19 protein-coding genes are annotated in these 13,278 nt (G+C 51.7%); 3 read left to right on the plus strand and 16 right to left on the minus strand.

Annotated elements, in window-relative coordinates; genetic code table 11:
• Positions 1-163: 163 nt before the first annotated feature.
• Entirely contained in the window at positions 164-1,012 is an 849-nt protein-coding gene (locus tag AAIE02_RS18260) for a MurR/RpiR family transcriptional regulator (protein ID WP_166990418.1), read from the plus strand.
• Here the strand turns inward: AAIE02_RS18260 and AAIE02_RS18265 are convergent.
• Complete coding sequence (locus AAIE02_RS18265; protein WP_166990415.1) at positions 1,009-1,566, minus strand: recombinase family protein; 558 nt, start codon at positions 1,564-1,566, stop codon at positions 1,009-1,011. The genes AAIE02_RS18260 and AAIE02_RS18265 overlap by 4 nt on opposite strands.
• 29 nt (positions 1,567-1,595) lie before the next feature.
• On the opposite strand from AAIE02_RS18265, the gene AAIE02_RS18270 reads away from it, so the two are divergent.
• A complete protein-coding gene (locus AAIE02_RS18270; RefSeq protein WP_498533012.1) occupies positions 1,596-2,129 on the plus strand; it encodes a phage tail protein in 534 nt (177 codons plus the stop codon).
• On the plus strand, positions 2,129-2,728 hold the full coding sequence (locus AAIE02_RS18275; protein WP_336981894.1) for a tail fiber assembly protein: 600 nt from the start codon (positions 2,129-2,131) through the stop codon (positions 2,726-2,728). Before AAIE02_RS18270 ends, AAIE02_RS18275 begins: the two co-directional genes overlap by 1 nt.
• Here the strand turns inward: AAIE02_RS18275 and AAIE02_RS18280 are convergent.
• From AAIE02_RS18280 to AAIE02_RS18350, 15 genes are all read right to left on the minus strand, one after another.
• Positions 2,700-3,119 carry a tail fiber assembly protein gene (locus AAIE02_RS18280; RefSeq protein ID WP_336981896.1) on the minus strand — a complete coding sequence of 140 codons (420 nt, stop codon included), beginning with the start codon at positions 3,117-3,119 and terminating at the stop codon, positions 2,700-2,702. The genes AAIE02_RS18275 and AAIE02_RS18280 overlap by 29 nt on opposite strands.
• 3 nt (positions 3,120-3,122) lie before the next feature.
• Positions 3,123-3,827, minus strand: coding sequence for a gp53-like domain-containing protein (locus tag AAIE02_RS18285; protein ID WP_498533013.1), 705 nt, complete (start codon positions 3,825-3,827; stop codon positions 3,123-3,125).
• The gene (locus AAIE02_RS18290) at positions 3,827-4,507 is read right to left on the minus strand and encodes a DUF2612 domain-containing protein (protein ID WP_336981890.1); all 681 of its coding nucleotides are present in this window, start codon (positions 4,505-4,507) and stop codon (positions 3,827-3,829) included. Before AAIE02_RS18290 ends, AAIE02_RS18285 begins: the two co-directional genes overlap by 1 nt.
• The gene (locus AAIE02_RS18295) at positions 4,504-5,703 is read right to left on the minus strand and encodes a baseplate J/gp47 family protein (protein ID WP_498533014.1); all 1,200 of its coding nucleotides are present in this window, start codon (positions 5,701-5,703) and stop codon (positions 4,504-4,506) included. The genes AAIE02_RS18290 and AAIE02_RS18295 overlap by 4 nt, the downstream gene beginning before the upstream one ends.
• Positions 5,704-6,054, minus strand: a complete 351-nt coding sequence (locus AAIE02_RS18300) for a contractile injection system sheath initiator (RefSeq protein WP_085541543.1) — start codon at positions 6,052-6,054, stop codon at positions 5,704-5,706.
• The gene (locus tag AAIE02_RS18305; RefSeq protein WP_336981886.1) at positions 6,051-6,734 is read right to left on the minus strand and encodes a Gp138 family membrane-puncturing spike protein; all 684 of its coding nucleotides are present in this window, start codon (positions 6,732-6,734) and stop codon (positions 6,051-6,053) included. The genes AAIE02_RS18300 and AAIE02_RS18305 overlap by 4 nt, the downstream gene beginning before the upstream one ends.
• A gap of 39 nt (positions 6,735-6,773) precedes the next feature.
• Positions 6,774-7,775, minus strand: a complete 1,002-nt coding sequence (locus AAIE02_RS18310) for a hypothetical protein (RefSeq protein WP_498533015.1) — start codon at positions 7,773-7,775, stop codon at positions 6,774-6,776.
• Positions 7,776-7,784: 9 nt separating this feature from the next.
• A complete protein-coding gene (locus AAIE02_RS18315) occupies positions 7,785-8,093 on the minus strand; it encodes a phage baseplate plug family protein (RefSeq protein ID WP_336981882.1) in 309 nt (102 codons plus the stop codon).
• A 10-nt stretch (positions 8,094-8,103) separates the two neighbouring features.
• Complete coding sequence (locus AAIE02_RS18320; protein WP_085541539.1) at positions 8,104-8,685, minus strand: phage baseplate protein; 582 nt, start codon at positions 8,683-8,685, stop codon at positions 8,104-8,106.
• A gap of 1 nt (position 8,686) precedes the next feature.
• On the minus strand, positions 8,687-10,531 hold the full coding sequence (locus AAIE02_RS18325; RefSeq protein WP_336981879.1) for a phage tail tape measure protein: 1,845 nt from the start codon (positions 10,529-10,531) through the stop codon (positions 8,687-8,689).
• Entirely contained in the window at positions 10,521-10,595 is a 75-nt protein-coding gene (locus AAIE02_RS18330; protein WP_441302654.1) for a DUF6889 family protein, read from the minus strand. The genes AAIE02_RS18325 and AAIE02_RS18330 overlap by 11 nt, the downstream gene beginning before the upstream one ends.
• Before the next feature lie 113 nt (positions 10,596-10,708).
• The gene (locus AAIE02_RS18335; protein WP_336981877.1) at positions 10,709-11,122 is read right to left on the minus strand and encodes a phage tail assembly chaperone; all 414 of its coding nucleotides are present in this window, start codon (positions 11,120-11,122) and stop codon (positions 10,709-10,711) included.
• A gap of 3 nt (positions 11,123-11,125) precedes the next feature.
• A complete protein-coding gene (locus AAIE02_RS18340) occupies positions 11,126-11,566 on the minus strand; it encodes a phage structural protein (protein WP_085541535.1) in 441 nt (146 codons plus the stop codon).
• A 10-nt stretch (positions 11,567-11,576) separates the two neighbouring features.
• Complete coding sequence (locus AAIE02_RS18345; RefSeq protein ID WP_498533016.1) at positions 11,577-12,716, minus strand: DUF3383 domain-containing protein; 1,140 nt, start codon at positions 12,714-12,716, stop codon at positions 11,577-11,579.
• 3 nt (positions 12,717-12,719) lie between these two features.
• A complete protein-coding gene (locus AAIE02_RS18350; RefSeq protein WP_498533017.1) occupies positions 12,720-13,259 on the minus strand; it encodes a phage neck terminator protein in 540 nt (179 codons plus the stop codon).
• Positions 13,260-13,278: the final 19 nt, after the last annotated feature.

Below are 13,278 nucleotides of genomic sequence, written 5' to 3' on the forward strand. Positions count from 1 at the left end.
AAGCCTAACAGATAGCCCCGCGATTTTCCGCGTGCCTTACTGGCTGGCAGGTTGAACACAACAGAATATTTAATTCGGCAACATTGCTCTATAATGGAATTTATAATTCGCTCAAATGCTTACCAGAGCAAGTCGTTATCAGAAGTGCCGCCCCGGAGGTGAAATGAACTGTTTACTGCGCATTCGAAGCCGTTACGCCATGCTGGCCCAGAGTGACCGCAAGCTGGCCGACTTTTTGCTCGCTGAGCCCGATCGCGCACGCCACCTCAGTTCACAGCAGCTGGCGGAAGAAGCCGGTGTCAGCCAGTCCAGCGTCGTAAAATTCGCGCAGAAACTGGGGTTCAAGGGCTTCCCGGCGATGAAACTGGCGATCAGCGAAGCGCTGGCGAGCGGTCAAAATCCTAACTCTGTCCCGGTTCATAACCAAATTTTAGGTGACGATCCGCTGAGGCTTGTTGGGGAAAAATTGATTAAAGAGAATATCGCGGCGATGCACGCCACGCTGGATATTAATGCGGAAGATAAATTGCTGGCGAGCGTTTCGCTGCTGCGCAATGCGCGGCGCGTGCTGCTCGTGGGAATAGGCGCCTCTGGCCTGGTGGCGAAGAATTTCTCGTGGAAGTTGATGAAGATTGGTATTCACGCTGTCGCCGAGCAGGATATGCATGCCCTGCTGGCAACCGTGCAGGCGATGACGCCGGAAGACGTGCTGCTCGCTATTTCTTACTCGGGCGAGCGCCGTGAGATCAATCTGGCCGCCGATGAAGCGCTGAACACCGGCGCGAAAATCCTCGCGATTACCGGCTTCACGCCTAACGCCCTACAGCAGCGCGCCAGCCTGTGCCTGTATACCATCGCGGAAGAACAGGCCACGCGCAGCGCCGCAATTTCCTCCACCAGCGCCCAGATGATGTTGACCGATCTGCTGTTTATGGCCTTGGTTCAACAGGACCTGGAAAACGCGCCGGAGCGGATCCGCCAGAGTGAGGCGCTGGTGAAAAAGCTGGTTTAGGTTTTCGCATTTGCCGGAAATTTTTTATACAGCGTAGAGACGCCGACATCGTAAATAATCGCCACCTGCTGCCTTGTTTCTCCGGCAGCAATTAGCCTCCCGGCCTGCGCCCATTGCGTTGCCGAGAGTTTAGGCCGACGCCCGCCAATTCGCCCTTCCGCTCTGGCCGCCGCCAGTCCAGCGCGGGTTCTTTCGACGATAAGCTCGCGTTCCATCTCGGCCAAAGCGCCCATCACGTGAAAGAAAAATCGCCCCATTGGCGTGGAGGTATCAATGCTGTCCGTCAGGCTGCGGAAGTTAATCCCGCGCGAACGCAGTTCCTCAATCAGCGAAACAAGGTGACGCATGCTGCGCCCAAGCCGGTCCAGCTTCCAGACAACAAGCGTATCGCCTTCACTCAGCGTTCTGAGTACTTTTTTTAACCCCGGCCTGTCCGCCGTTTTACCGCTGATTTTATCCTCAAAAATCAGCTCACATCCTGCACACTCCAGCGCATTTTTCTGCAGCGCAGTATTTTGGTCATTTGTTGACACCCTGACATAGCCTACCAGCATGACGTTTTGCCTCACAAAAGGCTGAGAGCATGCCACGGCGCGGCAGGATGTGCATTTTCTTAAAGGTTGGTTTGGGGGAAGGATCAGCTTTGCCGGTTGGTGTGCCTGTTCCGTGGGCGTTGTCTGTAGCGCCGGCAGGATGGTTGAAATGCAATGGCGCAGCGTTTTCAGCGGCTCAATATCCAAAACTTGCACAGGTATATCCCGCGCTTGTGCTTCCTGATTTACGTGGGGAGTTTATTCGTGGTTGGGATGATGGGAGAGGGGGGGATGCTGGCCGTGCATTACTGTCATTACAGGGTGATACAATACGTAATATTCGAGGGAGTATAGTCGCTTATACTCAAGGGCAGATAAATAATACAGTAGTTCTCCCAACGGGTGTTAATGGTGCCCTTGCTATATATGATTCAGGTGTAAATAATTCGATAATCCCCGTGCCCCAAAACTCATACCCTGTGACAAATTATGGTGTTTTGTTTGATGCCTCTTTAGTGGTTCCAACTTCAAACGAAAATAGACCTCGAAATATTGCATTTAACTTTATAGTGAGGGCCGCATAATGGCTGACGCAAAATTAAACAACGATCTTATTGCGACACTGGCTGGAGAAATTAATGTATTTAACTATGATGGATATACGAAAGAGTATCTTTCTTTAACGGTTGAATATCTTGCTATTGGAGTCGGTTTACCTGCCAATTCCTGCATTGATGCACCAGGCGAACGAAAAAAAGGGTTTGCCATTTGCCGAAAAAATGATCTTACGGCGTGGGAATATATCCCCGACAACAGGGGGGAAACGATTTATAGTACGCTTGATGGTGAAAAAATCACTATTTCAAAGCTGGGGGGTTATCCATCAGATACAACGACAATCGCCCCTGCAACAGCCTATGATAAATGGGATGGCGAAAAATGGGTGACGGACATTGACGCAAAGAAAAAAGACGATATTTCTGATGCAGAACTAAAACGGAAAACCTTGTTAAGTGAAGCAAACAATATCACTGCTGACTGGCGAACAGAACTCACCCTGGGTATTATCAGCGAGGCTGATAAAGAGAAATTAACCGTCTGGATGGAATACATCAAAGCGGCGAAGGCGATAGATACCTCCACCGCGCCTGATGTTAGCTGGCCGGAGAAACCGGCGGCGTAGGCCATTCGATATCTGGTGCGTTGGAAGTATCAATAGCTTCCAATGCATCCAGGTAATCTAGCCATAAATTGTACTGCACACGTTCGTCGTCTTTTAGACGGCCAATTGCGGCTTTACCAGGCCATTGTTTATTGTTAATGAATTCGTTTGCTTTTAATATATAAAAGTTCTTATTCATTACTTCCATATGAATAAGATTATCATGGGTGAGCGGTGGCTTTTCGAGCAGTACTGGCTCCCCATTTTCATTACCTGAAATAAAAAGCCCGTTCTCTTGACCCTTGAGTAACTCTGACCAGCGCTCAGCACTTATTTCAACCGAATCATCAGGTGCATATTCAGAATCAATAAAAAAGCCATTCTCTTTTTTAGAATAAAAGTAATTTTTCATCTGTTAATCCCCTATCGCTATCCAGTAAGCAAATTGCTCAGATGTCTGAGATGCTAGCGAACCCATCAAAGCAAATTGAGATGGTGTAACGGGCAAGGCCGAGAAACTATAAACGGCAGTTACCCCTGAACGAGCATTATCATAAGATGTTACAACAGAATAAGCCGTATTGCTGAACGATACAGGCAATGTAATATTTGATGGTGTTCCTAAATTACCAGCAACGGAAATTCCTGTCTGAATTATTGTTCCGTCTGGAAATTTTCTCCATCGACTAGTACCTGCACTTTTTTGCCAGAAAGACATATCAGGCACCTGGCTCGCTCCCGTCCCTACTCCCCGTTTCGCCGCCTCCCCCAAACCAAGGTTTGCGAGAGCCGTAGAAACCGCCCCGGCACCGTCGGCCTTGATATCCGCGAAGGGGTTTTGGCGGCTGAGATATTGGTTACCAAAACCTGAAGCAAGCTTCGCCAGGAAGGCAGCGATATCACCGTCGTCCAGCACGTCCTGCCCGCTTTTATCGCTTACGAACTGGGCCAGCGCGGCGGCAATAAATGACGTCTGGCGCAGCGCTTTGTTCACCTGAGCGCTGCTGGCTTTACCGCCGGCAAAGCCGCTTAACAGCGCGGGCAAATTTTCCCATTCATTTTGCGGCGTGACGTTGGCGTCAGGCCTGGTTGCAAAAGGTTTAAACTGATTTGTAGCCATTAAAGTTTCCTCTCCCATGCGCCGTCGTCAAAACCGGCGATATAGTGATTGTTGATATCAAACCCAAAGAATTTGCCGCCCTGCGACGGCGCTTCTACCGAAGGCGTCTGAATGTCTCCGGCCCAAACGCCGGCGGCTTTCACCGTCAGGTAGCCCTGTTTGATGGCCGCGAGAAGCTCGAGGGACACGTCAGCAATGTCCGTTTCCGGCAGTACCCAGACAGAAATGGTCATGTCCTGGTTGTCGACGATTTGCATTCGCAGCCCTGCGCCTGCCGTGGCGGCGTCCAGAATCACGGGCAGAGTGTCGTTCTGCCCGTCCCAGTTGTTCATTGCGATTTTTGCCTTGAGGATGATGCGGTAGGTTTCATCGCTCAGTGAGGTGTAGCCTGCATCGGGATCGTAAGGTCCCTGCCACACGCCCTGGTCGTAACCCAGCCCGTCGGTGTCCCAGCTAAAATAGACGCCGGAAATCGGCTGGCTAACGATGCGGCTTCGCCCAATCCACTGCCCCAGCGCATCAAGCTGAACCCCAACCGCAGTGTCGATATCAAACGCATCGATCAGGCTTTCGGTGATCATTGCGGTCTCAGTGAAAGGACGGGTGCTCAGATCCACGTGAGCAAAAAACAGGGGCTTGCTGGCGTGGTAGCTGGTGATGCGCCCGGTATATTTACTCATGAGCTCACCGTGATATTGATGTTGTCCACGCTGCAGGAGGCAGCTTCGCTGTAGCCGATATTGACGTTAGCCGCCGCGACCGCAGAGGTAGATTTACCGATCAGCAAGTCGGTGATGTCGTAATAACGCGCTTTCCCGCCGCTGACTACGCCCAGGTTGGCCGGTGAGTAAATGCGGCTCAGCAGCACGTTGTCGCCAATGCCCAGGCCGTTGATATAGTCGGCAATCGCCTGCTTCATCTGCTCGCCGATTTGCGACGTATAGCCAGTGAACACTTTCAGCACGATGTCGACGTAAATCGGCACATTGCCGGACCGAGAGAAAGCAATGCTGTGGGGATTGCCGTAGAGATCGGGCACCACAATGGACGTGGTGCCGAAGGTTGCCACGCCCTGGCCCTTTTTACCCCTGATCGTCTGGGCAATTTCCGTCACATCCCCGCCGTCCACAATCGCAGCGATGCAATGCGGAGGCAGGCCATTGGCGTTGACGGTGCCAGTATCATTTTCGTAGAGCTTATGCCGGGTAACGCCTGCGATGTTGGCAATCGCTCCCTCGACCGCTTCGAACGGCGTGAGCGCAGGCAAGGCAACGCTCTGCGACTGTCGGATGCGCAATTCGGCATCAGTTTCCGCTGCTACGCCCGGCGTGGCAGCCTGAGGGTTCGTGACCGCAGTCCAGCCGCGCGTTGGGGTGCCCATAATGGTAATAGACCCCGCAGGGGCTACCATTACGCCGCTGCTGGCACAGGTTGCGGTGGCGATGACTGAGCCATCGACGCCTATCGACACCACCTCAGGCAAAAACCACGTCACGCCGCTGTCATCCCTGACGGAACCGTGGGTGATGGTCGTGCCGGGAATGCCCGTCAACAGCAGATCGACCGTCGAGAAAGTCGCTGCCCGCCTGACAATACCGTTGATCTTAACGTTGCTAGATAACGCCCGCCCCATTGCCGTCACAGGCGAAAAGCTGTTGTAAGAAGCAATCGCCGCATTGTTAGCGTCATGAATGGCCAGCGCCACCAGCGAGATGAGCTGCCCGTCTTTGCTGTCCGGCTCCAGGTACGCATCGGTGCCGTAGATTTGCCTGAACGCATCCATCAAAGTCCCTAACAGGCTTTGATAATCAGGCGCGGTTATCCCCTGGGCCGTTACCGTTGCCGATAACCCCAGCGTTTCAGAATTGAGGGCCATTTATGCCTCGCTGTTTAAAGTGGTAGGACCGTAAACGGTGTCGATGGTGGCGTTGAAGGTTACGGTGCGTTTTTCAGTGCGCGCGGCGGTGACATCCAGCACGGACTTAACGCCCATGGTCTGGCTGACGCGGTCAATCAGCATTAATACCCAGGTGTCATCCTGCTGTTTGCCAAGAACGGACTGGCGGTAAGGTGTGCCGGTCCGGTTATCCAGAAACCACTCACCCTGCCACAGCTTGAGCCGGGTACTCACCGCCTGAGCCACGCACTCCGGCGAGTTTTCCAGGAAGGTGTTTTCTCCCTGACCAAAGGTGTAATCTCCGTCGCTGCTCTCTCTGCGGTATTTCATACCGGACCTCCCGTGTTCGCACCGCCGGACTGCACGCCGCCGTGGCGGTGATTCGTCAGGCTTATCCCGCTGGCAGTAACATCTCCGCTCACGGTCACGTTGCCTTTGATATTGACCTCACCGGTCAGGTCAATGCTGGCCGCCGTCGCGGTAAGTTTTCCCGGCGTAGCGAGCGTGATGCTGTGGCTGCTGGGATCCAGCTCAACAAAGGCTTTGCCGTCTTCGCTGCGTAGCTGAACCGCCGAAGTGCTGATGCCGCTGATTTTTTTCGCCTGTGACTGAGGGCCAGGCAACACGAAGGCATCCGACAACGAGTGCTGACGGGCATCGACCGGCTCCTGAATGCCTCCGCTTTGCCACCAAAAGTCGATGGCGCGATCGGCGAAAATAACCAGGCATTCGTCTCCCGCTTTAAGCGGAAACGTCAGCGAGCACCCTCCGCCATGCGGGAAAACAACCGGCACATCCACCAGCAGAGGATAATTGACTTGGGACACAGTTCCGTCTCTGGCGAACTGTGCGCCTCTGATCGCTGGGGCGACAGCGCAGGTAACGGTTTGTGGATCAAAAGACTGAATAATGCCAGGCAGCGCCACACGCAGCGTATTACTCAACGCAGCATTGTTCGTGGCAAGAGCCTCGGCAAATTCTCCCATCAGGGAAGACGTTGTTAATGCCATCTAACCTCCAGTAGTAAAAAGCCCGCCGAGGCTGGCCTCTTATTTCATTTTTTCTGTGGACCATTTATTTACATTTTCATCACTCGGGTGTTGGCTATTTAATGGGCGACACATAATATCCATGTACCATTCCGTCCCTCGGGAATCGCCTTTATAAACGATGCCATACACTTTATATATTCCACCGCTGGCCCTTTGCGCATTGGCCGATGCAGCTGTCGTACCTAATTCAGGCACGGCCGGATAAGGCCAGTTATTATCCAGCTTAATTAAGCCATAAACCTGAATATCTGGATTAATAAGACATTTCAGCGAAAACTCATTTCCAGATATTTGTTGTGGCATGCCAATGACACCACTACGGCTACTAATATTAATTGGCTCATGAGATATTTGATCTGGCGTGTAGAGATCTAACCTGTCATTCAATATCTGCCACTCAGCGCCACATAGACTTGCCAGCCTGTCTAGATAGGCGCTAACTTTACCGTGAAATGTATATCCTCGAGGAAACTCTGTAATAGGGAATATGGGTCTATTACCACTAACTACACCGTAAGGTTTTAATGCGTTGCCAATCAGGTCATACATATCTTCCGCGGTATACCCTTTCGCAAGCGTGGCACTTAATACTGCAGAAGAAATAACTTCATGCCCGTCAATGGCCTGAATTACCAGCCAATTATCGGGCGATGTTTCTCGCCCGGTGACTGTTAGACGAATGTCGCCGCCAAATAATAATCCAACATTAGTTTCGTTGGACCTGGCACCAACTATTACAGGTTTTACCGTACCAACTTCAGACTCATCATAAACACTTCGACCATAACCAGCGAAGATACGAATCCGGGTAAATTCAGGCCCGGTGATTCTTTTTGACGTAGACTCACTGAGATTATAAATTTTAATCTCGGCAACTTTTGGGTTCGCGCCACTTTGCCAGGAAATTTTGAATGTAACTTTAAACCCGGAAAGAGATATTCCCTTGTCATTGTTATCCACCAGTTGAAGTTCCAGGTGGCGTGACCAGTTCCGGCTCATATCGCCCCCTTAATACTGACTGACAAAATAAAGATGACTGAGTGTGCCGAGGTTAGCTTTCGTTGGATATTCATGGGCCTCATCGTCTGATATAACCCATAAACCACCAGAAAAACCTAACCCGCTGTGAGATTCCAACAAATTAGCGCCCTGTACCAGCGGAATACCAGTAACAAGGGGCGTATCATCCAGGTTAAGCAAGTCCAGAATCCAACCACCAGAATCCCGAAAAATAAGCCTCAAACGGAGTTTTTGCCCGCCAAGCTGAATAGTGAAGAGTTGGTTCTCCGCGGTGAGTGGAATTTCCTCTATAGACATGGTCCTATCCTTAACGTACAGACGTTCTTGCGCCGGGCAGCGGCAAGACGTTGATATGAGCCTCACCCGCTGGCATGGTAGTTTTAGTCCCACCACTTGCGACAGCAGAAGTAGAAATTCCCTCTCTCATATTCGCTTTAGGCGCTGCAGGCAATGCCTCAGTGTAAGAAATAATGACTTCAGCAAACGTCAGTGAGCATTTAAGAATATTACTGGTTTCCTTATTCACAGTAACACCAATTTGCTTAAGCAGCATATTCTGATAGCTGCGTTTACTGGTAATCACCGAGATTGGCTCACCTTGATTTTGTAGTTGCAAAAGATTTTTATAAATATTTTGCTGCGTACCATCCCAGTGAAACCCTGGCTCTTTGATATTGCTAAAGTCAAGCCACCCTCCGCCGGAGAAAACACAATTCATAGTGAGCTCGCTGGGTTTCCGCCAAAAGTGATCGCTGATATTGGCTCCCATTTCAACGGGATGAGAAGCAATTTCAATAGAATCGGAATGGCTTTCATCAAGAATAACTTGTTGTGCAAGAAAGGCTGAGCCAAGAGATTTAGCCCAAAGTAATGCTGAAGTAATATTCATATCATGTCACTCCAACCATATTCATCTGTGTGACTAATGAATAAGCACTCGTTTGGCGCAGTGCAATTTCACTTGCCACCGAAGCCGGGTCACCAGCACCATTTACCACAATATCAACTTTGTGATTTATAATAGGTGAACTCACATTGCTGACATTATTACTCCCAAGTTCACTTGGTGTAGCATAGCGCCAACCCGGATCATTCCCATATCCGCTTAATAAAAGAGACTCAATACCTGGATGACTCAGATTATTTAACAAAGAAGAAGGTTTATAAGAACCTAAATCCATAGATGGTTTGATCTCATCTCTTGCCTCATCATTATTTAATCTGTTATCAACCCATTTACCATCCTGCCAATGAGCATCGCCTTTACCAAACAATGCCAAACCCAAATCTTTAAAGGTAGGTGCAGTGCGAATACGTTGAAAATAATCGTAACTGCCAAAGGCTGAATTTAATCCTTTATCAATAATAGGCTCCAGCATGACAGCAGCTGCTCCAACGCCACCTAATCTCCCTAATATGCTTCTGGGAACCGCTTTGGCTGATATTCCCATTAGTTGCCTCAAGGCTTGAATAACGGTTCCGATGGCGGTAATCATCTTTGTTGCCCAAGAAATAGCTGTATAGGTTGCCAGGGAACGAAATACGGTTTCCCAGCCGCCAACCGCCGAAACAGCGACTTTAATTACCTCACCGATTAAACGGAAACCTCCCACGACATTTTCAATAACCGGTCCCCACTCTCCCCAGTCAATAAAGCTCTCTTGCCCAGCTTTCCATTTCTGGTAGTCGTTATAAAGCAGGCCAATGGCCGCAGCCAGCGAGAGGATAATCCCGACAGGGGAAGCGAGAAATGCGCTGTTCAGAACCAGCCAGGCCGCGGTAAGCCCCGCTAAACCACCGATTAGCCCCTGAGAACCTTCGTCAAGGCGATCCCACCACGCCATCACGTCGGTAACCCAGTCGATGGTGCCGCTCAGTGCATCAACGAAAATGTCAGCAAACTGTTCAACGACGGCGCCAATTTTGTCCAACACGCGTTCAATTTGTGGCGCTTTAACCAGCATTTTTTCGGCCAGTCTCTCAACGGGCTCAGCCAATTTTTCGGCCAGATCGCCGCCTGATTTTGCTACTAACAAATCAAACACGGAGTCCGCTTTACGCCAGGACTGCATAAATTTTTCGGACTGGTCGGCGCTTTGCTCTGCGCTTCCGCCTATGCGGATGGACAAGTCCTGATACTCTTCGGCAAACTGGCTTAATCCGCGCTGCATCGCATGCAGCGTGTCGTCATCAATCCCCAGATTCAATGCATAGAAATCGGCGCTGTCTCTGTTCACTGCGCCCAAAGAACGGGCAACCTGCGTGAAAATATCGGCGTTATCCCGCTTTAAGCCAGCGTCATCATGCGTTTTTACGCCGAGACTTTTCAACAGGCTCTCGTGCAGCGAGTCACCGTTCACATACTCACTGACGCTTTTAATCGACTTTTGCAGCGCACCAATGTCCGCCCCTGACTGACTGGCACCGTATTGCAGTGCCTTGTAAGCCTCTAAATCGGCGTTCAGAGATTGAGCTGCCTGTGCATCCTTCTCGATGCCAGACAGCCGCTTTTCAAACCAGGATCCCGCTTTAGTTAGCGGAGACAGCACCTGATTACTGAAGTTTTCGAAACTTTTAGCCAGTTTTTCAAAATCAACTTTTGCCGCCTCTTCTTTTCCCTTTTTCAGCGTTTTATCCAGTTCCCCAAAAGCGGCGTTGATTCGCGAGCTAAGGTCTTCTTGATAAAAAAAATCTGGGATCGGGACGTAAGGAACAAGCTGTGTGCTAGCGCTCATTTTCCTCTCTCCAGCGTGTGATACAGGCCTTGTTATCGGCCTGCATCTCAAGGTAATCATTCATCAGCGCAATATCGTAGAGATCCACCGCGCCGCTTTTTAGATCCAGCCAGCTGAGGCCGAAGACCTCCGTCGGGCGAAGAATGTAATCTTCCCCGCCCGGCAGCGCCTCCAGCCTCAGGCCGCCGACGGAGCCGGTTTTTCGCTGCCGGGGAGTTCTTGCAAAAAATTTCCCAGCGAGTCGGCCACCACCCGGGCCACCAGCTGTAGCAGTGTCATCAGATCGATATCGTCAAAGGACAATGCGCCCTGACTAAAGACCGGCACCCAGCCCTTCATGTGTTCGCGCGTCACGACCGAGAGGCACGGATACAGAATGGTGTTGCAATCTTCCTCGCTGAGGTCGGCAAGGGTGCGGGCAATTTTTGGCAGCACGGTTTCGAGGGCGTTTCCGCCCTCCTTACCCTGCAAGCTGCGAAAATCACCCACAACGCCTGCCAGAACCGGCAGCAGCTTCCGAGCAACGCTAAGCTGCTCGAAAACGCCGAGCTTGCCAATGCGGTAGTTCACCGCTTTCAGGGTAATTTCCATGGCTTAGAACTCCCCAAGCAGCTGATCGATTTTGCCGCAGTCAAACTTCCAGTCCATGGTGCCCGCCTCTTTGCCATTGGCATTGGCCGGTAGCTGTGAAAATGCCACGTCACGAGCGGTGACCAAATCGCCGGAGGAAGTGTTGCGCACGACAATGGTGTTCTTACCCCACAATGCCGAGGAGAGCGTTTGGGCGTTGTAAGCCAGCATCAGCTTTTTGTTCACCGGGGAGGTTTTCATCAAGGTCACGGTGATCGAACCGTTTTTAGCCGGAGAGAGGTTATGCATCACCTCACCGTCTATGCCGACGGTCATCGTGTTTTTTGTGCCAGCCATTTCCACTTTGATCCCGGCATCACCGTTCGCACTGCCCGCGCCCAAATCAATCACGCCGGTTGGCCCCACAAGAGAAGCCGTCACATCCATAAAAGAATAAGTACCCATTTAAATCTCCTTAACGAACAACATTGATTTCGACGTCAGCGAAGTGCACGGCACCCGCCAGTTTGCAGGCCACCTGAATCACTGGCGCCTTACGCGCCTCGCGGTCTGACTGCGCCTGAGTCGCTACACCTGGGGCGTAAACGTAGTAGCCTTTGGTCAGCGTGTCGCCGGAGGCCAGTTGGCCAATATCGGCGCCATTCCAGACACCCGGTGCGACCAGGCCATTGGTGACCGCCTGCGCCATGGAGTGCTCAACGTTGCTCAGCAGACGGGTAACACCGGCATCGGTTTGCGGAATTTTGGTGGTGCTGGTGTAAAGCAGGTTATAGAGGTTGGTCTGCACATAGTTTTGCAGCCAGTCCAGGCCGTGGCGCTCATCGATGAAGCTGCCGTTGCTCATTACGCCTTCCTGAATAATGGCGGTATCGTTGTTGTAATTCACAAAGACGTTGGCGTTTTTCGCGGAAAGAGCATTGATTTGCGTTTGGGTCAGCGTTTCTGCGGTAATCCCCGGTTCCTGCTTGAATTTCAGGGTAATGGTGGTGTTATTGCCGTTGAAGTTAACGGTAAACGCGCGGCCAAACAGGGAGGCTGCCGCAAACGGCGTGGCGCTGGAGTACTGACCAAAAGTGCGGGCGAACTTAGCCGCTTTCAGCTTGCTGAAGACATCGGTGCTGTCGTTAGCATCCAACACTTTAGCACTGGCGGAAGTATGACCAAAGATACGGGAAACGCCGTCGCCTTCAATAACCGCCGCCACGGCCAGCACGCCTTCATCGGTAAGGGTATCGTCGGCAATCACCAGACCATACCAGTCGGTCGAGTGCGCACTCAGCGCGGAGACGCATTCGGCGATGGTTTCTCCGGCTTTGCCCTCGCCGCCTTCTTTAACCCAGCGCCCGATATACAGGTCGGCAGGCTGCGGGGACTGCTGGTAGTAGAGGCTGGCGGCTTTGTATTCCGGCGCTTCCAGACCAAAATCGGCGGCTACGCCGCTCAGGCTGGAATAAGCTCGCATACGCTCTTTGGCGTCAATAACGTTGCTCGCGCCTACGACCAGCAGCGCACCATAGTTACGGGACTGCGCCGCACGCGGCGCCATATTCACTGTCACGCTGACAATGTTAGATACAGGTAAACCCTGTGACATAGCTTACTCTCCAATGATTTTTACTGCGGATGAAAGGATGGAACGAATACCGTAGCGCCGGGCAATACTGCGCTTTAGCACCACGGTGAGGGTGTAGCGGCGTAGCCACTGGTTATTGATAAATTCAGGGTCCGGCGTAATGTCGCCGCACTGCAAAAACGTCAGGCCCAGTCGGTTAAGCTCGGCATTGTTTTGCGGCACGTTCAGGCCATCACGAAAAAGCGCGGCAACGGCCTGAGCGCCGGGGCCATAAAAGCCACAGGTCACGTCCACGGACTCGGTGCTCTGAAGTACGCTTTGATCGCTGTCCTGTGAGTGGAAGAAAGACGCTTCCGCCTGCTTCACGTTGGTAAAAAAGTCACACCAGGTAATACCGGCCTCAGGCGTGGCAGGTGGCGGGTCGCTCCACTTCGCCATCACCATTTCCGGCGGCAGGCCTGATACGCCGACAATCCAGCCGGTAAGATCGGCATCAAGTACATCGTCGTAGTGTGGCGATGCCCCCAGCGGCGTCAGAAAGCCCGGACGCGTGGTGTCATTCATTGATTTCTCCAAAGAAAAA

The organism is Cedecea sp. Ae19-4, from assembly GCF_059801165.1.